The sequence below is a fragment of the Streptosporangium subroseum genome (genome assembly GCF_900188345.1).
Classification (GTDB): domain Bacteria; phylum Actinomycetota; class Actinomycetes; order Streptosporangiales; family Streptosporangiaceae; genus Streptosporangium; species Streptosporangium subroseum.
The window spans coordinates 122,247-143,346 of the sequence record NZ_FZOD01000002.1; the positions used below are offsets into that span (position 1 = coordinate 122,247).

At 68.8% G+C, this 21,100-nt stretch carries 18 protein-coding genes; 14 read left to right on the forward strand and 4 right to left on the reverse strand.

Annotated features, from left to right (window positions below):
- Positions 1-308: 308 nt before the first annotated feature.
- The 10 genes from CHC08_RS02530 to CHC08_RS02575 all read left to right on the forward strand — a co-directional run bounded on the left by CHC08_RS02530 (position 309) and on the right by CHC08_RS02575 (position 12,273).
- Positions 309-1,319: an ABC transporter permease gene (locus tag CHC08_RS02530; RefSeq protein ID WP_089205500.1), complete on the forward strand. Its 1,011-nt coding sequence runs from the start codon at positions 309-311 to the stop codon at positions 1,317-1,319.
- 59 nt (positions 1,320-1,378) lie between these two features.
- Complete coding sequence (locus tag CHC08_RS02535; RefSeq protein WP_089205501.1) at positions 1,379-3,157, forward strand: ABC transporter substrate-binding protein; 1,779 nt, start codon at positions 1,379-1,381, stop codon at positions 3,155-3,157.
- An 81-nt stretch (positions 3,158-3,238) separates the two neighbouring features.
- The gene (locus CHC08_RS02540; RefSeq protein WP_089205502.1) at positions 3,239-4,252 is read left to right on the forward strand and encodes an ABC transporter permease; all 1,014 of its coding nucleotides are present in this window, start codon (positions 3,239-3,241) and stop codon (positions 4,250-4,252) included.
- The gene (locus CHC08_RS02545; protein WP_089205503.1) at positions 4,249-5,289 is read left to right on the forward strand and encodes an ABC transporter ATP-binding protein; all 1,041 of its coding nucleotides are present in this window, start codon (positions 4,249-4,251) and stop codon (positions 5,287-5,289) included. Before CHC08_RS02540 ends, CHC08_RS02545 begins: the two co-directional genes overlap by 4 nt.
- 52 nt (positions 5,290-5,341) lie before the next feature.
- A complete protein-coding gene (locus CHC08_RS02550; protein ID WP_089205504.1) occupies positions 5,342-6,400 on the forward strand; it encodes an ABC transporter ATP-binding protein in 1,059 nt (352 codons plus the stop codon).
- A 215-nt stretch (positions 6,401-6,615) separates the two neighbouring features.
- Positions 6,616-8,289: an ABC transporter substrate-binding protein gene (locus CHC08_RS02555; protein ID WP_179281850.1), complete on the forward strand. Its 1,674-nt coding sequence runs from the start codon at positions 6,616-6,618 to the stop codon at positions 8,287-8,289.
- A gap of 3 nt (positions 8,290-8,292) precedes the next feature.
- On the forward strand, positions 8,293-9,297 hold the full coding sequence (locus tag CHC08_RS02560; RefSeq protein WP_089205506.1) for an ABC transporter permease: 1,005 nt from the start codon (positions 8,293-8,295) through the stop codon (positions 9,295-9,297).
- 31 nt (positions 9,298-9,328) lie between these two features.
- Positions 9,329-10,237 (forward strand): ABC transporter permease, encoded by a 909-nt coding sequence (locus CHC08_RS02565; RefSeq protein WP_089205507.1) that lies wholly within the window; start codon positions 9,329-9,331, stop codon positions 10,235-10,237.
- A gap of 3 nt (positions 10,238-10,240) precedes the next feature.
- The gene (locus tag CHC08_RS02570) at positions 10,241-11,221 is read left to right on the forward strand and encodes an ABC transporter ATP-binding protein (protein WP_089205508.1); all 981 of its coding nucleotides are present in this window, start codon (positions 10,241-10,243) and stop codon (positions 11,219-11,221) included.
- Entirely contained in the window at positions 11,218-12,273 is a 1,056-nt protein-coding gene (locus CHC08_RS02575; protein ID WP_089205509.1) for an ABC transporter ATP-binding protein, read from the forward strand. The genes CHC08_RS02570 and CHC08_RS02575 overlap by 4 nt, the downstream gene beginning before the upstream one ends.
- 135 nt (positions 12,274-12,408) lie before the next feature.
- On the opposite strand, the gene CHC08_RS02580 is transcribed toward CHC08_RS02575, so the two are convergent.
- From CHC08_RS02580 to CHC08_RS02590, 3 genes are all read right to left on the reverse strand, one after another.
- Positions 12,409-13,092, reverse strand: a complete 684-nt coding sequence (locus CHC08_RS02580; RefSeq protein ID WP_089205510.1) for a response regulator — start codon at positions 13,090-13,092, stop codon at positions 12,409-12,411.
- On the reverse strand, positions 13,092-14,285 hold the full coding sequence (locus CHC08_RS02585) for a sensor histidine kinase (RefSeq protein ID WP_089205511.1): 1,194 nt from the start codon (positions 14,283-14,285) through the stop codon (positions 13,092-13,094). The genes CHC08_RS02580 and CHC08_RS02585 overlap by 1 nt, the downstream gene beginning before the upstream one ends.
- 205 nt (positions 14,286-14,490) lie before the next feature.
- The gene (locus tag CHC08_RS02590; protein WP_089205721.1) at positions 14,491-15,387 is read right to left on the reverse strand and encodes a RecB family exonuclease; all 897 of its coding nucleotides are present in this window, start codon (positions 15,385-15,387) and stop codon (positions 14,491-14,493) included.
- A gap of 169 nt (positions 15,388-15,556) precedes the next feature.
- On the opposite strand from CHC08_RS02590, the gene CHC08_RS02595 reads away from it, so the two are divergent.
- From CHC08_RS02595 to CHC08_RS02610, 4 genes are all read left to right on the forward strand, one after another.
- On the forward strand, positions 15,557-16,648 hold the full coding sequence (locus tag CHC08_RS02595; RefSeq protein ID WP_089205512.1) for a site-2 protease family protein: 1,092 nt from the start codon (positions 15,557-15,559) through the stop codon (positions 16,646-16,648).
- A gap of 194 nt (positions 16,649-16,842) precedes the next feature.
- Positions 16,843-18,378: a hypothetical protein gene (locus tag CHC08_RS02600; RefSeq protein ID WP_089205513.1), complete on the forward strand. Its 1,536-nt coding sequence runs from the start codon at positions 16,843-16,845 to the stop codon at positions 18,376-18,378.
- Positions 18,379-18,391: 13 nt separating this feature from the next.
- A complete protein-coding gene (locus tag CHC08_RS02605; protein WP_089205514.1) occupies positions 18,392-18,829 on the forward strand; it encodes a hypothetical protein in 438 nt (145 codons plus the stop codon).
- Positions 18,826-20,274 carry an FHA domain-containing protein gene (locus CHC08_RS02610; RefSeq protein WP_089205515.1) on the forward strand — a complete coding sequence of 483 codons (1,449 nt, stop codon included), beginning with the start codon at positions 18,826-18,828 and terminating at the stop codon, positions 20,272-20,274. The genes CHC08_RS02605 and CHC08_RS02610 overlap by 4 nt, the downstream gene beginning before the upstream one ends.
- A gap of 147 nt (positions 20,275-20,421) precedes the next feature.
- Here CHC08_RS02610 and CHC08_RS02615 read toward each other — a convergent pair whose 3' ends face one another.
- Positions 20,422-21,021, reverse strand: coding sequence for a TetR/AcrR family transcriptional regulator (locus tag CHC08_RS02615; protein WP_089205516.1), 600 nt, complete (start codon positions 21,019-21,021; stop codon positions 20,422-20,424).
- Positions 21,022-21,100: the final 79 nt, after the last annotated feature.

A 21,100-nucleotide genomic window follows, 5' to 3' on the forward strand; every position in this document is an offset into this window, starting at 1 on the left:
GATGATCTTCGGGGCCGGGGGGCCGAATGACCGAGATGTCACTCTGAGTCATCGGTCTCTGGAATGTCACGAATCCGAGACGGAAGCGGAACGGGGCCGGGACATTTGCTTCAAGATCAAAACGAATGAATTTCACGTGAATCACAGTTAAGCCACATAGCGCCCTAAAGGACTGGTCGGCGCAGATCAGCCCATAGATTCTGCGTCTACGGACCACTAAAAAGTGGCCCGTAGACTTCAGGGCGCGAGACCCCGACCCGGGGGACGTGCTCACGGACAACGTCGTCTGGGATCCAGGGGGCCACTGTATGACCGCACCGCTCGATGTCTCCGGCCAGGCCATGGAGGCCCAGCCGGAGGCTGTTCTTGAAGGTGTGGGCGGGAAGGCCATCGAAGGCCGTTCGCTCGGCCAGATCGCTTGGATACGCCTCAAACGCGATAAAGCCGCCATCATCGGCGCTTTCGTCGTTGTCTTTCTGACGCTGATCGCGATTTTCGCGGAGCGTCCGTTCGGCGGGTTGATCGCGCTCTTCGGTGACCTGCCCAATGTGCCCCACAACAACCTCATCGACCCGATGACCAGCGCCCCGAAGGCCGGCTGGGGTGGGATCAGTCTTGAGCACCCGTTCGGCCTGGAGCCGGTCAACGGGCGCGACCTCTTCGCCCGCGTCCTGTCCGGCGCCCAGATCTCACTGCTGGTGGCCTTTCTCGCCACGCTGGTCTCGGTGGTGATCGGCGCGCTGCTGGGCGTGGTCGCCGGCTTCTTCGGCGGCTGGGTCGACACGCTCATCAGCCGGTTGATGGACGTCTTCCTGGCGTTCCCGCTGCTGCTGTTCGCGATCGCCATCGTGGGCGCGCTGCCCGACCAGGCGCTCGGGCTGCAGGGAAACGGCCTGCGGATCTCGGTGATCGTGTTCATCATCGGCTTCTTCAGCTGGCCCTACATCGCGCGCATCGTGCGCGGGCAGACCCTGTCGCTGCGCGAGCGGGAGTTCGTGGACGCGGCGCGGTCGCTGGGAGCGGGCAACGGCTACATCATCTTCCGGGAGGTGCTCCCGAACCTGGTGGCGCCGATCCTCGTCTACGCGACGCTGCTCATCCCCACCAACATCCTCTTCGAGGCCTCTCTGTCGTTCCTCGGCGTGGGGGTGAACGAGCCCCAGGCCTCCTGGGGCGGCATGCTCACCCGGGCCGTGGACTACTACCAGATCGCCCCGCACTTCATGATCGTCCCGGGTCTAGCGATCTTCATCACCGTCATGGCCTTCAACCTGCTGGGCGACGGGCTCCGGGACGCCCTCGACCCGCGAGCCCGGTAGCGAAAACGCGACCGCTCCTCTATATCACCGTCACTCACGACAAGGGGTACACCACCACGATGAGGAAGATCAACGTCCTGACGTTAGCCGCGATGGGCACGACGCTGGCCCTGGGCCTCGCCGCCTGCGGCGGCACGGCCGGCGGCGGCGGCAACGCGACCACCGGGAGCGGTGCCAGCGGCGCCGCGGCCTCCACCGCCAAGTACAACGACGGCTACACCAAGGTCGTCAACCCCTCTGACGCCAAGGGCGGCACGCTCAAGTTCGCGTTGACGGACGAGCCCGACTCGGTGGACCCGGGCAACACCTACTACGCCTGGAACTGGGACTTCACGCGTCTGTACGCCCGCCCGCTGATGACCTACGCCGCCGAGCCGGGCGACGCGGGCCTGAAGCTGGTCCCGGACCTCGCCGAGGGTGCTGGTGAGGCCAGCGCCGACGGCCTGACCTGGACCTACAAGCTCAAGAAGGGCATCAAGTACGACGACGGCACCGAGGTCAAGGCCGCGGACGTCAAGTACGCCGTCGCCCGCAGCAACTTCACCGACGAGCTCACCGACGGTCCGAAGTACTTCGCCCAGTACCTCGACGCCGACGGCTACAAGGGTCCCTACAAGGACAAGAACCTCGACGACTTCAAGGGTGTCGAGACGCCGGACGACTACACCGTCGTCTTCAAGCTCAAGCACCCGTTCGCCGAGTTCGACTTCCTCGTCGCCAACCCGCAGACCGCGCCGGTGCCGCAGGCCAAGGACACGGGCGTCGACTACGAGAAGACCGTCGCCTCGACCGGTCCTTTCAAGTTCGAGAGCTACGAGGTCGGCAAGCAGCTCAACCTCGTCAGGAACACGAACTGGGACCAGGCGACCGACACCACTCGTAAGCAGCTGCCGGACCGCATCGAGGTGCAGTACAAGCAGAACGCCGAGGACATCGACAGCCGCCTGATCGCCGGGCAGATCCAGGTCGACCTGGGTGGCACCGGCGTGCAGTCCGCGGCTCGCGCGAAGATCGTCGGTGACCCCAAGCTGAAGGACTCCACCGACAACCCCTTCACGCCGTTCAACCGCTACGCGATGATGTCGACGCAGGTCAAGCCGTTCGACAACATCGAGTGCCGCAAGGCCGTCCAGTACGCCACCGACAAGGTCGCCACCCAGGCGCCGTGGGGTGGCCCGCTCGGCGGCGAGATCGGCACGACCGCGATGACCCCGACCACGGTCGGCTACAAGGCGTTCGACCTGTTCCCCAACGGCGCCGACCACACGGGTGACCTGGCCAAGGCCAAGGAGTCCCTGGCGGCCTGCGGTCAGCCGAACGGGTTCGCGACCAACATCGCGGTCCGTGGTGACCGCACCAAGGAAGTCCAGGTCGCCGAGGCCATGCAGGCCTCCCTCGACCGCGTCGGCATCAAGCTCACCATCAAGAAGTACCCCTCGGGTGACTGGAGCGCGCAGTACGCCGGCAAGCCGGACTTCGTGCACAAGAACAACCTGGGCATCATGGTCGCCGGCTGGGGCTCCGACTGGCCGTCCGGCTTCGGCTTCCTGTCGCAGATCGTCGACGGTCGTTTCATCAAGCCCTCCGGCAACTACAACATGATGGAGCTCAACGACAAGTCGGTGAACGACCTGCTCGACAAGGGCATCCAGACCACCGACGCCACGGCCCGTAACGAGATCTGGGCCGAGGTGGACAAGAAGGTCATGGAGTCGGCGGCGTTCCTGCCGTTCGTCTACGAGAAGACGCTCATCTTCCGTCCCTCGAACCTGACCAACGTGTATGTGCACCCGGCCTACGGCATGTACGACTACACGTGGCTCGGTGTCCAGCAGTAGTTCTTCCTCCAGCTAGCCAAAGGCAGGTGAAGGCCTAAGGTGCCCGGGAGCGATCCTCCCGGGCACCCCGGCCGAACGATCGTGGTCGCTTTCATCGTCCGCCGCGTGATCGCCGCCGTGCTGATGCTCGCCGTTGTCAGCGCGGCCACCTTCGCGATCTTCTTTCTCATCCCGCGTGCCCTGGGACAGACCCCCGAAGGCATGGCGTCGCGTTACGTGGGGCGAGACGCCACTCCCGAGGCGATCCAGGGCGCGGTCAAGCGAATGCACCTGGACGACCCGATCCTCGTGCAGTACGGACGCTTCGCACAGGGCATCGTCGCGGGTCAGGACTACTCGCTCGGCCCGAAGAAGGCGGAGTGCCCGGCGCCCTGCTTCGGCTTCTCCTTCAACAACAACCAGCCCGTCTGGCCGACGCTTCTCGACCGCCTGCCCGCGACGCTGTCGCTGGCCTTCGGCGCCGCGATCGTCTGGCTGATCAGCGGGGTCGGCATCGGTGTCATCTCCGCGCTGAGACGTGGCACGTTACTCGACCGGACGGCGATGACGGTGGCGCTCGCGGGCGTGTCACTGCCGATCTACTTCACCGGCCTAGTCTCGCTCTCGGTGTTCGCCTACACGCTGGGCATCTTCCCCGGCGGAGGCAGCTACACCCCCATCACTCAGAATCCGGTCATGTGGTTCCAGGCGCTCATACTGCCCTGGATCACCCTGGCGTTCCTCTACGCCGCGCTCTACGCCCGTCTCACCAGGGCGGGCATGCTGGAGACCATGAGTGAGGACTACATCCGCACGGCCCGTGCCAAGGGTCTCAAGGAGAGCACGGTCGTCGTCAAGCACGCCCTGCGCGCCACGCTGACCCCGATCCTCACCATCTTCGGCCTCGACCTCGGCCTGCTGCTGGGCGGCGCGGTGCTCACCGAGAGCACCTTCTCCATCCAGGGCATCGGCAAACTGGTCATCGACGCCATCCGGGGCAACGACCTGCCCGTCGTGCTGGGCGTGACCCTGTTCGCGGCGTTCTTCATCGTCCTGGCCAACCTCATCGTGGACATCCTGTACGCGGTGGTCGACCCGAGGGTGAGGCTGTCATGACGACTCCGCCGCAGTCCTTCCTGGAACTGCGCGACCTGCGCATCCACTTCCCGACCGAGGACGGCCTGGTCAAGTCCGTCGACGGCCTGTCGTTCAAGCTCGACCGGGGCAAGACCCTGGGCATCGTGGGCGAGTCGGGGTCCGGCAAGAGCGTGACCAGCCTCGGCATCCTGGGGCTGCACAAGGGCGGCGGGGCCAAGATCTCGGGTGAGATCTGGCTGGACGGCGAGGAGCTCGTCACCGCCGACCAGGACCACGTGCGGACGCTGCGCGGCAAGAAGATGGCGATGATCTTCCAGGATCCGCTGTCGTCGATGCACCCGTACTACTCCGTGGGCGCCCAGATCATCGAGGCCTACCGGATCCACCACAAGGTCAGCAAGGCGGTCGCCCGCAAGCACGCGATCGACCTGCTCGGCCGGGTGGGCATCCCGCAGCCGGACAAGCGGGTGGACGACTACCCCCACCAGTTCTCCGGCGGCATGCGCCAGCGCGCGATGATCGCCATGTCGCTCTCCTGCGACCCCGAGCTCCTGATCGCCGACGAGCCCACCACGGCTCTGGACGTGACCGTCCAGGCGCAGATCCTGGACCTCATGACGGACCTGCAGCGCGAGTTCAACTCCGCGCTGATCATCATCACCCACGACCTCGGCGTGGTCGCCGAGCTGTCGGACGACATCCTGGTGATGTACGGCGGCAAGTGCATCGAGTACGGCAGCGCGGAGGACATCTTCTATCGGCCCGAGCACCCCTACACATGGGGTTTGCTCGGATCGATGCCCCGCCTGGACCGCGAGCCCACCGAGCGGCTGCTCCCGATCAAGGGCACTCCGCCCTCTCTGATCAACGTGCCGTCCGGCTGCGCCTTCAACCCCCGATGCACGTTCACCGACCGGACCGAGGGCAGGTCCACCTCGGAGGTGCCCGAACTCGCGGAGACGGAGGGCGGCCATCTGGTCCGCTGTCACATGTCCCGCGAGGAGCGGCGGTCCATCTGGGACAACGAGATCAAGCCGATGATGGAGAGCACGTGAGCGAGCCAATGAGCAGCACCCCCGAGGGCGCGCGACCCGCGAAGGAGGAGGCGTGAGCTCGCCTGACGAGAGGGACGCCGCGATCGCGGCCGACCCCGACGCGCTGCTGTCCGTCCAGGGGCTGCAGAAGCACTTCCCGGTGACCAAGGGCATGCTCCGCCGCCAGGTCGGCGCGGTCAAGGCGGTCGACGGGGTCAGCTTCGACGTCCGCAAGGGCGAGACGCTCGGCCTCGTGGGCGAGTCGGGCTGCGGCAAGAGCACCACGGGACGTCTGGTCACCCGGCTGCTGGAGCCGACGGGGGGCAAGGTCCTGTTCGAGGGCCACGACATCACCCACATGTCCCAGGCGAAGATCCGCCCGCTCCGCCGCGACATTCAGATGATCTTCCAGGATCCCTACTCCTCGCTCAACCCCCGGCACACGGTCGGCGCCATCGTCGGCGCGCCGTACCGGATCCAGGGCATCAAGACGGAGCAGGGCACCAGGAAGGCGGTCCAGGAGATCCTGGAGCTGGTCGGGCTCAACCCCGAGCACTACAACCGCTATCCGCACGAGTTCTCCGGCGGCCAGCGCCAGCGCATCGGCATCGCCCGCACGCTGACGCTCAGGCCCAAGCTCATCATCGCGGACGAGCCGGTCTCCGCCCTGGACGTGTCGATCCAGGCCCAGGTGGTCAACCTGATGGCGGACCTGCAGAAAGAGCTCGACCTGACCTACGTCATCGTCGCGCACGACCTGTCGGTCATCCGGCACATCAGCGACCGGGTCGCGGTCATGTATCTCGGCAAGATCGTGGAGATCGCCGACCGCAAGGACCTGTACGAGTCGCCCATGCACCCGTACACCACCGCCCTGATGTCCGCGGTGCCGGTCCCCGATCCGGCCCGCCGCAAGGACCGCGAGCGCATCCGCCTCCAGGGCGACGTGCCCAGCCCGCTCAACCCGCCGGTCGCCTGCCGGTTCCACACCCGGTGCTGGAAGGCCCAGGAGATCTGCAAGACGGTGGAGCCGCCGCTGATCGAGCTGGCCCCCCGTCACCGGGTCGCCTGCCACTTCCCGGAGAACGCCCCCGGGGCGGCGCCGGTGGCCGCCGGGACGATCACCGTCTGAGCATCCGGAGAACGCCTGTCCCGTACGGCATGCCGTACGGGACAGGCGTTCTCGCGTTTGCGACGTTTTACCGCCACCCTTGACCGTCGACTGTCACATTTGCGCTACAGCCTCTCGCCGGGACTGGTCAGCCCTGCCCGCCACGTAGATCCTGCGATCATCAGAAGTCCGCACGACGGCCGCGACTGGGCCGCAAAACGGCGATGAGGTGCAGCATGCGACGAAACGGTATGCCCCTGCGCGGTACGTTGGCGGTGATCGCGGGCACGGTCCTGATCATCTCGACGGCGGCCTGTGGCGGTGACGCGGAACCGGGGGCCACCGCGACCGATGCGGCGAAGGGCTCGACCTTCATCTTCGCCTCCTCGGCGGATCCCAGCATCCTTGATCCGGCTTACCACAGCGACGGTGAGTCGTCCCGGGTGACCAACCAGATCTTCGAGACGCTCGTGACGACCGAGAAGGGCGGCACCGGGGTCGCGCCCAGCCTGGCGGAGAGCTGGGAGGTCAGCGAGGACGCCAAGACCTACACCTTCAAGCTGCACCAGGGAGTGAAGTTCCACGACGGCGAGGTCTTCAACGCCGCCGCGGTCTGCGCCAACTTCGAGCGCTGGTACAACTTCACCGGACTGTCGCAGTCGGACTCGGTCTCCTACTACTGGGTGACGGTGTTCCGGGGCTTCGCCAAGAACGAGTCCGACACCCTCGGTAAGAGCCTGTACGGCGGGTGCGCGGCCAAGGACGACAACACCGTGGAGCTCAAGCTCACCGAGCCGTCCGCCGCGGTGCTGTCGGCGCTGACGCTGTCGTCGTTCGCCATCGCCAGTCCCAAGGCGCTGAAGGACTACAAGGCCGACGAGGTGGGCGGGACCGCCGAGTCGCCGCTGTTCACCGGGACGTTCGGCACCGAGCACCCCGTCGGCACCGGGCCGTTCAAGTTCGCCTCCTGGACCCGCGGCGACAAGCTGGAGCTGGTCCGCAACGACGACTACTGGGGAGAGAAGGCCAAGCTCAGCAAGATCATATACCGGCCCATCGAGAAGGCCGCCGACCGGGCGCAGGCGCTGCGCGCGGGTTCGGTCCACGCCTTCGACTACGCCGACCCGGCCGATCTGGAGTCGCTCAAGAGCGCCGGGGTACAGGTCATCGAGCGGGCGCCGTTCAACATGGGCTACCTCGGCTTCAGCCAGAAGACGAAGATCATGCAGAACCAGAAGATCCGTCAGGCGATCGCCCACGCGATCAACCGCGAGAACGTGGTGAAGACCAAGTACGGCGCCGGCGCCAAGGTCGCCAACGCGTTCATGCCGGACAGCCTGTGGAGCTACACCGAGGACTTCGCCAAGTACGACTACAGCGTGGACAAGGCCAAGCAGCTCATCGCCGAGTCCGGCGAGGCGAACCCGACGCTGGAGTTCTGCTACCCGAGCGGCGTCAGCCGCGCCTACATGGTCGACCCGGCCGGCAACTTCCAGCTGATGAAGGCCGACCTGGAGGCTGCGGGCTTCAAGGTCAACCCGAAGACCTCGCCCTGGAGCCCCGACTACCTGAACACCACCCAGGCCGGTGACTGCCCGCTCTTCATGCTCGGCTGGAACGGCGACTTCGGCGACCCCGACAACTTCCTGGGCACCTTCTTCCAGTCCTTCTCCAGCCAGTGGTCGTTCAAGAACGAGCCGATCTTCAAGGTGCTGAACGACGCCGAGCAGGAGCCGGACCAGGCCAAGCGTGAGGAGCTGTACAAGCAGGCGAACGCGCTGATCGCCGAGTTCGTCCCGGGCGTGCCGTACGCGCAGAGTCCCTCGTTCTCGGCCGCGGCCAAGAACGTCCAGGGGTGGGAGCCGAGCCCGGTGCTCAACGACGTCTTCGCCACGATCTCGCTGTCCTGACGGATGCTGAGGTTCGTCGTCAGGCGACTGGCGCTGCTCGTCCCGATCCTGCTGGGACTGTCGATCCTGCTGTTCCTGTGGGTCAGAGCTCTGCCGGGAGGGCCCGCTGAGGCCCTCCTGGGGGAGCGGGCCACGCCGGAGGCCGTAGAGCGGGTCAGAAGGCTCTACGGCCTGGACCGGCCCTGGTACGAGCAGTACTTCACGTGGGTGGGCAACCTCCTGCGCGGAGACCTCGGCGTGTCCACCCGGACCCAGCACCCGGTCCTGGAGGAACTGCTCCGGACCTTCCCGGCCACGATGGAGCTCGCCCTCACCGCGATGATCTTCGCGGTGGGGGTGGGCATCCCCCTCGGCTACTTCGCCGCCCGCCGTCACGGCAGCTGGCTCGACCACCTCTCGGTCGCCGGGTCGCTGTTCGGCATCACGATCCCGGTCTTCTTCCTGGGCTACATGCTCAAGTTCGTCTTCGCCGAGAAGCTCGGGATCCTGCCCACCGACGGCCGCCAGGACCCGCTGCTCGACGTCGTGCACCCGACCGGGTTCTACGTGCTGGACGGCCTGGTCAGCGGGAATCTCGAAGCCTTCGCGGACGCCTTCCAGCACCTGATCCTGCCCGGGATCGCCCTCGGGACCATCCCGCTGGCGATCGTGGTGCGCATCACCCGCGCCTCGGTGCTGGACGTGCTCCACGAGGACTACGTGCGCACCGCCGAGGCCAAGGGCCTCAAACCGGCCACGATCCGGGGACGGCACGTGCTGCGCAACGCGATGCTCCCGATCATCACGATCATCGGGCTGCAGGTCGGCCTGCTGCTCGGCGGCGCGGTGCTGACCGAGACCGTCTTCGCCTTCCCCGGGTTCGGCAAGTTCATCGCCGACTCGATCATGGCCAGGGACTACGCGGTGCTGCAGGGCTTCATCCTGTTCACCGCCGTGGTCTTCGTCCTGGTGAACCTGCTGGTCGACATCGCCTACGGGCTCATCGACCCGAGGGTGAGGGTCGCGTGAGCGGACACGACGCCTGGACGAGGTGGAGCGCATGAGTCTGTCCCAGGCCGAAGTGGTCCTCGCCGGAGACTCCGGAGACGGGGCCGGGGGCAGTCTCGGCAGGGACGCCTGGCGCCGGCTGCGGCGCAACCCGGTCGCGATCGCGGGCGCGATCCTGGTGTTCCTGTTCGTCGCGGTCGCCCTGCTCGCCCCGTGGCTGGCACCCTTCCCGCCGGACAAGCCGGTCGGCCAGGTCACCCCCACCTCCATCCCCGGCCCGTCCGCCGAGCACTGGTTCGGCCTCGACGACCTGGGCCGTGACGAGTTCACCCGCATCCTGTGGGGCGCCCGCTGGTCCCTGGTCATCGGCGTGGTCTCGCTGTTGCTCGGCATGACGGGCGGCCTGCTGCTCGGCCTGCTCGCGGGGGCCTTCGGCGGGGTGGTCGACACCGTCGTGATGCGTTTTGTCGACATGGTGCTGGCGATCCCCGGCCTGCTGTTCGCCATCGGCGTCGCCGCCATGCTGGGGTCGGGGCTGGAAGCCGTGATGATCGCCATCGCGGTGGTGAACGTACCGATCTTCGCCCGGTTGCTGCGCGGCCAGATGCTGGCCCAGCGCCAGTCCGACTACGTGCTGGCGGCCACGTCGGTCGGGGTGCGACGGCGCCGGATCGTGCTCGGCCACATCCTGCCCAACTCGCTGACCCCGGTCATCGTGCAGGGCACCCTCACCCTCGCCACCGCCATCGTGGACGCGGCCGGCCTGGCCTTCCTGGGCCTGTCCAGCAACGACCCCAGCATCCCCGAATGGGGCCGGATGCTGGCCGACACCCAGCGCTACCTGTCCAGCGCGCCGCTGCTCGCGGTCTTCCCCGGACTGGCCATCATCTTCGCCGCACTCGGCTTCACCCTGCTGGGGGAGTCGCTGCGCGAGGCCCTCGACCCCAAGTACCGGCGGTGACGAGTGAGTCTGCTCAAAGTCGAAGAGCTCAGCGTGGTCTTCCGCCAGCGAGGCCGCGAAGACGTGCGCGCCGTGGACGGCGTCAGCTTCTCCGTGGCCCCCGGCGAGACCGTCGGCCTGGTCGGGGAGTCGGGCTGCGGCAAGTCCGTCACCTCCCTCGCCGTCATGGGGCTGCTGCCCAGGCGCGGCGTGCTGGTGGAGGGGAGCATCGCCTTCGACGGAACCGAACTGCTCACCCTGCCCGCCGACAAACTGCGCACCCTGCGCGGCAGGGACATGGCCATCGTCTTCCAGGACCCGATGAGCTCGCTCAACCCGGTCGTGCCCATCGGGGTCCAGGTGACCGAGGTGCTCGTACGGCACCGCGGCCTGAGCTCGGGGGAGGCGCGGGCCGAGGCGGCCGAGCTACTGCGCCGGGTGGGCATACCCGACCCCGCAAGGCGGCTGAGGGAGTATCCCCACCAGCTCTCGGGAGGCATGCGCCAGCGCGCGCTGATCGCGGCGGCGCTGGCCTGCAGCCCCCGGCTGCTCATCGCCGACGAGCCCACCACCGCGCTGGACGTCACCATCCAGGCGCAGATCCTCGAACTGCTCAAGGGACTGGTCGCCGACACCGGAACCGCGCTGGTCCTGATCACGCACGACCTGGGGGTGGTCGCCGGAATGTGTGACACCGTCCACGTGATGTACTCCGGCCGGATCGTCGAGCGGGCGTCCCGGCACGAGCTCTTCGCGAGCCCTCGCCATCCCTACACCGCCGGCCTGCTCGCCTCCGTGCCCCGGCTCGACCGGCCGCGCGGCGAGCGGCTGGAGCCCATCCAGGGCTCCCCGCGCGACACCCTCCCGTGGTCGCGGGGATGCGCGTTCGCCCCCCGCTGCCGTAATCGCGTCGACGAGTGCGCCCGGGCGGCACCGGAGCTGCACGGCGGCTCGCACAGCCTGCGCTGCTTCAATCCGATCGAGGCCAAGGCGGTCAACCGATGAGCTCCGAGCCGTTGCTGTCGATCCGCGGGCTGAAGGTGCACTTCCCGGTCAAGAAGGGCGTGCTGCTGCAACGGGTCGTCGGCCAGGTCAGGGCCGTCGACGGCGTCGACCTCGACGTGGGGCAGGGCATGACCTACGGCCTGGTGGGGGAGTCGGGCTGCGGCAAGAGCACGCTCGGCAAGGCCGTGCTGAGACTGGTGGAGCCCACGGCCGGAACCGTCGTGTTCGACGGCGTGGACGTCGGGGCGCAGAGCCCGGAGCAGACCCGCCTGCTCCGGCGGCACATGCAGATGGTCTTCCAGGACCCGTTCGCCAGCCTCGATCCCCGACAGAGCGTGGAGTCGGTGCTCACCGAACCGCTCAGGACCCACGGCTTCACCGGGGACGGCTCCAAGCGGGTGCGGGAGCTGCTCGACATCGTGGGGCTTCCCGCCGGAGCCGCGAGACGCTACCCCCACGAGTTCTCCGGTGGCCAGCGCCAGCGCGTCGGCATCGCCAGGGCCATCGCGCTCAACCCCCGCCTGATCATCGCCGACGAGCCGGTCTCCGCGCTGGACGTCTCGATCCAGGCGCAGATCGTCAACCTGCTGGAGGACCTGCAGGAGCAGCTGGGTCTCACCTACGTCGTGGTCGCCCACGACCTGGCGGTGGTGCGTCACGTCAGCGACGTGATCGGCGTGATGTATCTCGGCGCGCTGGTGGAGGAGTCTCCCTCCGACGAGCTGTACGCCGAGCCGCTCCACCCCTACACGATCGCGCTGATGTCGGCGATTCCGATTCCGGACCCCGAGGTCGAGGAGCGCAGGCAGCGGATCCTGCTCACCGGGGACCTGCCGTCTCCGGTGAACATCCCGCCCGGCTGCAGGTTCCACACCCGCTGCCCGTTCCGGCAGCCGACACGCTGCGCCGACGAGGAGCCCGGGCTCCGCGAGGCGCGCCCCGGCCGCAAGGTCGCCTGTCACTGGGTCGAGGAGATCGCGGCGGGCCGCATCCGGGCCGCCGCCAGCGCCCATGACCCCACCGCCACCGAGGTCGGCGTCCCCGTCACCTGACGGGGTGTCACCGGGCGGACTCGGGGCCCGGCGGCCGCCGGTGAGTGAGTGCCTCCGTCGTCTGGACCGGTCGGGAGTCCTGGCGTCGGACCGTGCCCTCGCCGGTGGTCGGGGGGCCTGCGGGCACGGCGTCCGTCAGGGGATGGCGCCGGGGGTGATCAGGCCGGTCTCGTAGGCGAGGACCACGGCCTGGACACGGTCGCGTAGGCCGAGCTTGGTGAGCACGTTGCCGACGTGGGTCTTGACCGTCGTCTCGCTCACCACGAGCTCGGCGGCGATCTCCGCGTTGGACATGCCCTTGGCGATCAGCCGCAGCACCTCCAGCTCGCGCTCGGTCAGCCGGTCCAGGCGGGCGGGGGTGGACTGCTGGTAGGCCGAGGGCAGGTGCGCGCCGAATTTGTCCAGCAGCCGCCTGGTGACGCTGGGCGCGACGATGGCGTCTCCCGCCGCGACCACCCGGATGGCCTGCACCAGCTCGTCCGCGGGGACGTCCTTGAGCAGGAACCCGCTGGCCCCGGCCCGCAGCGCCTCCACGATGTACTCGTCGAGGTCGAAGGTCGTCAGCACCAGCACCCGGGGCACGTGGGTGCCTCTCGCGGCCTCCCGGACGATCCGGCGGGTCGCCTCGATGCCGTCCACGCCGGGCATCCGGATGTCCATCAGGACCACGTCCGGCAGCAGCGCACGGGCCTGGTCCTGAGCGGCCTTGCCCTCCCCGGCTTCCCCGACCACGGTGAGATCCGGCTCGGCCTCCAGGATCAGGCGGAAGCCGGTGCGCAGAAGTGGTTGGTCGTCCACCAGCAGCACTCTGATCGTCATCACATGTCCTTGAGGGGGAATCGGGCATTGACCTCGAACCCGCCCCCGGAACGCGGGCCGATCCTCAGAAGTCCACCATAGAGGGCGACACGCTCGCGGATACCCACCAGACCGTGACCGCTCTGTTCCCCATCGGAGCCGCCGGCCGGTGGGCCGAGGCCGTCGTCCTCGATCTGGATGGCCAGCTCGCCGGGCTCGTGCCGTACGGTCACCCAGGCACGGGCCTCGGGCCCCGCGTGCCGCAGGCTGTTGGTCAGCGCCTCCTGGACCAGCCGGTAGGCGGCCAGGTCGACGCCGGGGGAGAGCCGGCCCCGCTCGCCCTCGATCCACAGCTGCGTCCGCAGCCCCGCCTCACGCATCTGGTCGACCAGCGTGGGGATCTCCCGCACCCCGGGCTGCGGGCCGCGCTCGGCGGGCGTCCCGTCGGTCCTGAGCACGCCCACGATGTTGCGCATCTCCGCCATCGCGGTCCGGCCCATCTCCTCGATCGCCGACAGCGCCTCCCTGGCCCCGTCGGGGTTGGTGGCCAGCACCCGGCGCGCGGCGGAGGCCTGGACGGTCATCACGCTCACGTGGTGGGCGACCACGTCGTGCAGCTCACGGGCGATGCGGGAGCGCTCCTCGGCCCTGGCCGCCCGGGTGTCGGCCTCCCGGGCGCGTCCCATGCGCCTGGCGCGGTCGCGTAGCTCCGCCTGGTAGGCCCGGCTCAGCCGGACGCTCCGGCCGGCGATCCACAGGGTCATGGTGAGAACGGCCACGAGCAGATGGGAGCTCCAGTCGCCGAGACCACCGGCCACCACCGCGGAGAAGGTGTGGCCGGTGAAACTCAGCGCCAGCGCGCCCAGGCTGAGCGCCAGGCCACGCCGGCTGGCGATCGTGTAGACCATCGCCAGCGCGGCGAGCCAGACCAGGGAGGCGCTCTGTCCCGTCGACGCCAGCGTCGTGTCGATGACGATGACCAGGAAGAGCATCAGGAACGGCCAGCGGCGGCGCAACGCCGGGGACAGGCAGCCGATCACGATCAGGGCGAGGCTCAGCGTGTCGGGTTCTCTCAGCGCGACCGGGTCGCCGAAGAGGGAGGGAAGGTAGGAGCAGGGGACCGCGAGGGCCGCCAGCACCGTCGCGGAGATCGCGTCAGGAATCAGCGGATGGTCGCGGAGCCAGGATCGCAGGCTGCCGAAGGTGTTGCGCACACAATCAATTTAGGTGCCCCACCTCCACGGCCACCCTGCCACAGGGGGATATCCCCTCTCATCCCCACGGAGGACCCGGGACTCCCGTCACGGTGAGCAGGTCCTCCCGCCACGGCGACAGGACCCCGCGAGACGGCGATGGGAGGCCCCGTGCGACGGTGCGGGAGGCCCCGCCCGGGGAGAGGAACGCGCGTGCCGCGGGCGGTCAGAGCTCGTCCGTGGCCGCTCTGCCGGCCCGGGCCGAGCTGTCCGCCCTGGGGGTGCGGCGGGTGCTGCGCACGGTGTCGCCCGGCTGCCGCTCGGGCAGGGGCGGGGGAGTGCCGCCGAACTCCGGGCACAGCTCCTTGTAGGAGCACCAGTCGCACAACCGGCTGCGCCTGGAACGCCACTCGCCGGTCTCCAGCGCCCGCTCGATGGCCTCCCACAGGGCCTGCACCTTGCGCTCGGTGGCGCGCAGATCCGCCTCGTCGGGGGTGTAGCGCAGGACCTCGCCCCCGCCCCCGAGATACATCAGCTGGAGAAGGCGGGGCACCGAGCCGTGCAGCCGCCACAGCACCAGCGCGTAGAACTTCATCTGGAACAGGGCCTTGGCCTCGAAGGCGGGCCCCGGCGCGCTGCCGGTCTTGTAGTCGACCACGCGGACCTCGCCGGTGGGCGCGACGTCCAGCCGGTCGATGTAACCGCGCAGCATCAGGCCGTTGGCGAGCATCGCCTCCACGTACAGCTCCCGCTCGGCGGGCTCGAGGGAGGTGGGATCCTCAAGGGTGAAGTAGCGCTCCAGCATGGTGCGGGCCTGTGCCAGCCACTGGGCGTGCTCCTGGTCGCCGGCGAACATCTCGCCGTAGGCGGGCTCCTCGGCTAGCAGCTTCCGCCACTGCGGCTCCAGCAGGTCCTGGGCCGCGGTGACGGTGCGCTCGGGGGCGGGAAGGTCGTAGAGGCGCTCCAGCACCGAGTGGACCATCGTGCCCCGCACGGCGGCGGGGGACGGGGGCTCCGGGAGCCGGTCGATCACCCGGAACCGGTAGAGCAACGGGCACGTCATGAAGTCACCGGCGCGGGACGGCGACAGGGCTCCGATGATCGTGGGCTCGGTCAGTGGCATGTCCGCACTGTAGGTCACAGTGGCGACAGTTTGTGCTCAAGGTGGTCTCGGAGCGATCGGGAAGGGCCTGACGGCGCGTAGCATCGAGGCCTGAAGGTGGAGTTCAGCGAGGAGTGGTGAGCCAGAGGTGAGCAGCGAGAGTCCGCGCCAGGACAACCCAGGACTGCGGATGGGACGGCCGTTCGGCATCCCGGTGTACGTCTCGCCGACCTGGTTCATCGTGGCGGCGTTCATCACCTATTCCTTCCAGCCGGACATGGCCTCCCGGTTGCCCGAGCTGAGCGTCCCGGTGACCTATCTCATCGCGTTCGTCTTCGCCGTGCTGCTGTACGTGTCGGTGCTCCTGCACGAGTTGTCGCACTGCGTGGTCGCCAAGATGTACGGCCTGCCGGTCCGCCGCATCACGCTCTACCTGCTCGGCGGCGTCTCGGAGATCGAGCGTGAGCCGGAGACCCCCGGCCGGGAGTTCATGGTGGCCTTCGCCGGGCCCGTGCTCTCGCTCGGGCTGGCCGGGATCGGCCTGATCGCCTCCCAGTTCATCGACCCGTACAGCGTCATCGGCGTCCTGGTCTGGCAGCTCTGGGTCTCCAACCTGATCGTCGGGATCTTCAACCTCCTGCCGGGGCTGCCGCTCGACGGCGGGCGCATGCTGCGCGCGGGCATCTGGAAGGCCACCCGCAGCGCCACCTCCGGCACGATCGCCGCGGCCTGGGGAGGCCGCGCGCTGGCCGTCGTCCTGCTCGTGGTCCCCATCGGGCTGGCGCTGGTGAGCGGGCAGCCGCAGGAGCTGACCACGCTCCTCTGGCCGGTGCTGCTGGCCGCCTTCATCTGGTTCGGCGCCACCCAGTCCCTGCGCAGCGCCCGGGTGCGCGCCCGCATCCCGAAGGTGAACGCCCGCGCCCTGGCCAGGCGGGCCATCGCGGTGACCGGTGACGTACCGCTGGCCGAGGCCCTGCGCCGGGCCGCCGAGGCCAAGGCCGGGGCGATGGTCGTGGTGGACCACGAGGGCCACCCCACGGGAATCGTCAACGAGGTCGCCGTGGAGGCCACCCCCGAGAGCCGCCGTCCCTGGGTGACCGCGGGCTCGCTGTCGCGCAGCCTCGAACCGTCGCTGGTGCTCGCCGCCGACCTGGAGGGGGAGCCGCTGATCGACGCCATGCGCGAGACCCCCGCGGGCGAATACCTTCTGGTCGAGCGTGGCGGTGAGATCTTCGGGGTGCTGGCCACGTCGGACGTGAACCGGGTCTTCAGCGGGGTCTGAGCGACCCGGCCGTCATTTCCGCGAGTCTCACCGGGCATTCACCGGAAAGTGAGCCGGCGAGGGAAGATAGCCCTGTTTGTCCCACTCGTTTTCGGCTTTCACCAGGACTAGTGTTTTGATCGACTGTTTTGATCTACCGAACTGGTTGGCCATGTAGCTATAAGAGACGCACCACGTAGCTTAGGGACGATCAATTGGCATCCCCCCACGCGTCGGCGACGGCCGGTGATCTGACTCCGGAGTTGCTCGGCTCGCCCCAATGGACCGATCAAATGGTCGCCGCCGCCGGAATCCCCATATACGACACTCCCTTCCTCACGGTGGGCGGCGGCATGGGGTCCTTCGTGACACTCGACTACCTGCGGATCTACGGCGTCCCCACCTCCCAGATGCGGGTGGTGTCCAACATCGACCATCCGTGGCAGACCTACGAGTTCCTCACCCGGTGCTCGCAGATCCCGCGCAAGGAACGGATCCGCTCCGACTCCTCCTCCCGCCCCGACAACCTGTGGGGATTCCCCTCCTACGCCCTGGAAGAGGCCTGGAAGGAGAGGAAGCCGTCGTATCTGTGGCAGATTCTCACCGAGCCGCTGCTGAACGACTACTGGACGCCGCGCGCCGGTACGGTCTTCGAGAACCTCGAGCGTGAGGCCAAGCGCATCGGCTACTGGGACATGCTGGTCAAGGGCCAGGTCCGGATGATCCGCCGCCGGTCGGACGGCGGCTACTTCACCGTGATCACCCCGCCCGGGGGGGCGGCGCCCACCAAGCGCATCGTCTTCCGCTCGCGCTTCGTCCACGTCGCGGTCGGTTACCCGGGTCTGAAGTTCCTGCCGGACCTGCAGGAGTTCCGCACCAAGCACGGTGACTACCAGCACGTCGTGAACGCCTACGAGCCGCACGAGCAGGTCTACGAGTTCCTGAAGACCCGCTCCGGCACGGTCGTCGTCCGCGGCGGCGGCATCGTCGCGTCCCGGGTGCTGCAGCGTCTGTTCGACGACCGGGAGAAGCTGAACCTCAAGACCCAGATCATTCACATCTTCCGGACCTTCGTCACCGGCTCCCACGGGCCGAACGCCTGGTCGCGCAGGAAGGGCGGGAACGGCTGGGCCTACCAGGGCTTCAACTACCCCAAGTCGGTGTGGGGTGGCCAGCTCAAGGCGGAGATGCGCAAGCTGGAGGGCGCCGAGCGCGCGCAGAAATACAAGAACATGGGCGGCACCAACACCCCCTACCGGCGGCGCTGGCAGGAACAGATGCGAGCGGGCCGCGAAGGCGGTTACTACCACGCCGTGCAGGGCACCGTGGACCGGGTGGAGCGGACCCCGGACGGGAAGCTGGTCAGCTACGTGCGCAGCGGTGACGGCATCGTCCGCGAGCCCGTGTCCGACTACATCATCGACTGCACCGGCCTGGAGGCCGACATCGCCGAGCACCGGGTCTTCGCCGACCTGCTCCAGCACGGCGGGGCGGGCCGCAACCCGGTCGGCAGGCTCGACGTGGAGCGCCACTTCGAGGTGAAGGGAACGGCGAGCGGCGACGGCGCCCTCTACGCCTCCGGATCGGCGACGCTCGGCGGCTACTTCCCGGGCGTCGACACCTTCCTCGGGCTGCAGATCGCGGCCCAGGAGATCGCCGACGACCTGGCAGGACGGGGATTCGTTCGGAAGATGGGGCCGTTGCGGTCGACCTCGCAGTGGTTCAAATGGGCCCGTAACTCGCCGGTGTAAGGAGCGATTCCCCGTGGTTCCAACCCTGCTGGGGCGTATTCAGACGAGGCTCTTCCTGCTCGCCACCGTGGGCGTGATCATCACCTTGCTGGTCGTGCCGGTGCTTCCCGGCCCCTCGGGGCCGCTCGGCGACCGCTACGCGGGCGGGTTCCTCGTCCTGGTGGCGGTGGGCGTCCTGGGGATCGTCTGGGAGCTGATCTATCACTTCCTCATGCAGTTCCGGTGGGAGAAGGACTGGCCGACCCTGTTCGGTTTGCTGACGCTCGTACCTGAGGGTCTAGTGCTGTACTTTTTGTTACGGTCCAGTGCAGTTGATTTCATTGATCCGGTTCCGCCGGCCGCCTTCTGGACGCATTTCACACTCGTCTGGGTATGCATGTGGCTGGTGGCGAACGGTCCCATGCGTGTGCCGTTCATCCGGTGGCGCTTCCGGGGAGGGAGAGTTCTTTGACCGACCAGGGCTTCGGGGTGGTGCGTCCGCTTCCGGGCAACGGGCTGGTGGCTCACGTGGGCGGCCTGCTGCTGGTGTGTGACGCGGCCGAGGCCGTCGTCGAAGACCTGCTGGGGGCGGTGAGGGAGACGGCGTCCTCGGGCGGTGACGGCCGTGCGCTGGCTCGCCGCGTGGCCCAGGTGCTCGCCGTCATGATGGGCGAACCGGTGGCGTGCGCCGTCGCGGGTCCGGTGAACGGCGGAGTGGCCGTGCTGGTCAGCGGTCCGGCGTCCGCCTCGGTGACCGGCGCGGCCGGTGAGGTCCAGCTGGCCGGGCGTGACGCGCTCACGTGGTCCGACCGGCTGGTGCCGGGCCCGGTGACCCGGGTCGAACTGAGCCTGCCGGAGGCCGGGACGGCGCATCCGCTCGCCCGGTTCGCCCGGCTGGACTCCGGGGTGATCGTCGGTGGCGGGGTCTGGTGTGACCTGTCCGAGGTGAAGGCGGAACAGCCTTCCGCCCGGTCCGCGCCCTACGCGGAGCCCGCGCCGCACCGGGAGGCGGCCCAGCCGGCTGTGGCTCAGCCGGCTCCGGTTGCCCCGGCAGCCCCCGCCCCCGAGTGGCAGGCGCCGCAGGCGGAGGCCGTGGAGGCGGTGGAGGCCGTACGGCCCGCTCCCTACCCGATGGGCCCCGCGGAGCCCTACGTGTCCGCCCCGCAGCCCTCCGAGGCGCCGCGACCACCCCGGGAGCCGCAGGCCGCGCCACAGGCATGGCACTCCGAGCCCATCCCGGCGATCTCGCCGCAGAACCAGGGACCGGTCTCCGGCCCCATACCGGTCGTCCGGCACGAGGACATAGCGACCGCCAGGTCGAGCGGGATGGGCGGCGACCCGATCGACGTCCGCGACCAGTCGTTCGACTACGAACCGCTGACGCCGGGCGGTCCGCCGTCCGTGCCGGAGCCGCAGGCGCCTGCTCCCGAGCCCGAGTCACGGCCGCTGGTCTACGGGGTCGACTGCAAGAACGACCACTTCAACGACCCGCGCGTGCCGTACTGCGCGGTCTGCGGCATCGCGCTGGTGCAGCGCACGCTCGTCCCCTACAAGGGTCCGCGCCCGCAGCTGGGAGTGCTGCTCCTGGACGACGGCATGACTCTTGGACTCGACACCGACTACCTGGTGGGCCGCGACCCCGAACGCGCTCCGGAGGTGGCGGAGGGTTCGGTCCGTCCGGCCAAGGTCACCAGCCCCGACGGGTCGGTGTCCCGCCGTCACCTGCGGGTGGCGCTGGACAACTGGGACGTCAACCTGGTGGACCTGGGCTCGGTCAACGGCACCCAGATCCAGCCGCCCGGCGACCCCAACTTCTACGACATCCCGCCGAACGAGCCGGTCGCGATCCTGCCCGGCACGACCGTGCGGATCGGGGTCTCCCGCACCATGCGCTACGAGTCGCACCGCAACCGCTAGAGGACCGGCGTCCTTCGGGCGTCGGTCCAGGCTGATCGCGCAGCCCGAGCCGTCCGAGCTCGTTCGCGCTCGTCTCGTGTCTCGGCGACGTGGGCGGGCGGCCCACCGCCGAGGGGGCGGCGGATCGGCTCTACGCGCTGATCGGCTCTACGCGCTGCTCGATCGAAGCCGGTCGAGCTCGGCGCCGAGCAGTCTCTCCAGGCGTTCGGCGCCCAGCCGGTCGGGGTAGAGCAGGCGGTGCACGCTCAGCCCGTCGACCAGGGCGAGCAGTCGTTCGGCGACGTCGTCGAGATCCTCCGCGGTGGTGATCTCTCCGGCCTCGGCCGCCGTGCCGAGCAGGCTGCGGACCAGGTAGCGCAGCTCCTCGGCCTCGGCGCGCTGCGCCTCCAGCAGGGCCGGGCTGGTCATGCTGCGGCTCCAGAAGCCGATCTCCAGCCCGCTCTCCTGGACGCGCTCGTCGTCCAGCGGCAGGTTGTCCAGGAGGAGCTCGCGCAACGCGGCCAGCCCGGTCAGGCCGGCGAGCTTGCCGCGCAGGCGCTCCACGATGCGCCGGTGCGAGGAGTGCAGCGCCGACAGCATGATGTCGTCCTTGTCGGCGAAGTAATGGGTGAGCACGCCGTTGGAGTAACCGGCCTCCCTGGCGATGGCCCTGGTGGTGGCGGCCTCGATGCCCTCGCGCAGGATGATGCGGCGAGTGGCCTCCACGACCTCCTCGCGGCGCTCCCTGTGATTGACGATCTTCGGCAACGCGATCCCTCCCGGGCTGACTCGTTGACATTGTAGTCGGACGCCCGTCTATTATCCGCTCAGGATATGAGGAGGACTC

Bases quoted from the DNA above. Each gene is read 5' to 3' on its own strand.
- CHC08_RS02530 (WP_089205500.1), top strand. From the start codon at position 309: ATGACCGCACCGCTCGATGTCTCCGGCCAGGCCATGGAGGCCCAGCCG.
- CHC08_RS02535 (WP_089205501.1), top strand. From the start codon at position 1,379: ATGAGGAAGATCAACGTCCTGACGTTAGCCGCGATGGGCACGACGCTG.
- CHC08_RS02545 (WP_089205503.1), top strand. From the start codon at position 4,249: ATGACGACTCCGCCGCAGTCCTTCCTGGAACTGCGCGACCTGCGCATC.
- CHC08_RS02555 (WP_179281850.1), top strand. From the start codon at position 6,616: ATGCGACGAAACGGTATGCCCCTGCGCGGTACGTTGGCGGTGATCGCG.
- CHC08_RS02560 (WP_089205506.1), top strand. From the start codon at position 8,293: ATGCTGAGGTTCGTCGTCAGGCGACTGGCGCTGCTCGTCCCGATCCTG.
- CHC08_RS02565 (WP_089205507.1), top strand. From the start codon at position 9,329: ATGAGTCTGTCCCAGGCCGAAGTGGTCCTCGCCGGAGACTCCGGAGAC.
- CHC08_RS02575 (WP_089205509.1), top strand. From the start codon at position 11,218: ATGAGCTCCGAGCCGTTGCTGTCGATCCGCGGGCTGAAGGTGCACTTC.
- CHC08_RS02580 (WP_089205510.1), bottom strand. From the start codon at position 13,092: ATGACGATCAGAGTGCTGCTGGTGGACGACCAACCACTTCTGCGCACC.
- CHC08_RS02590 (WP_089205721.1), bottom strand. From the start codon at position 15,387: ATGCCACTGACCGAGCCCACGATCATCGGAGCCCTGTCGCCGTCCCGC.
- CHC08_RS02595 (WP_089205512.1), top strand. From the start codon at position 15,557: ATGGGACGGCCGTTCGGCATCCCGGTGTACGTCTCGCCGACCTGGTTC.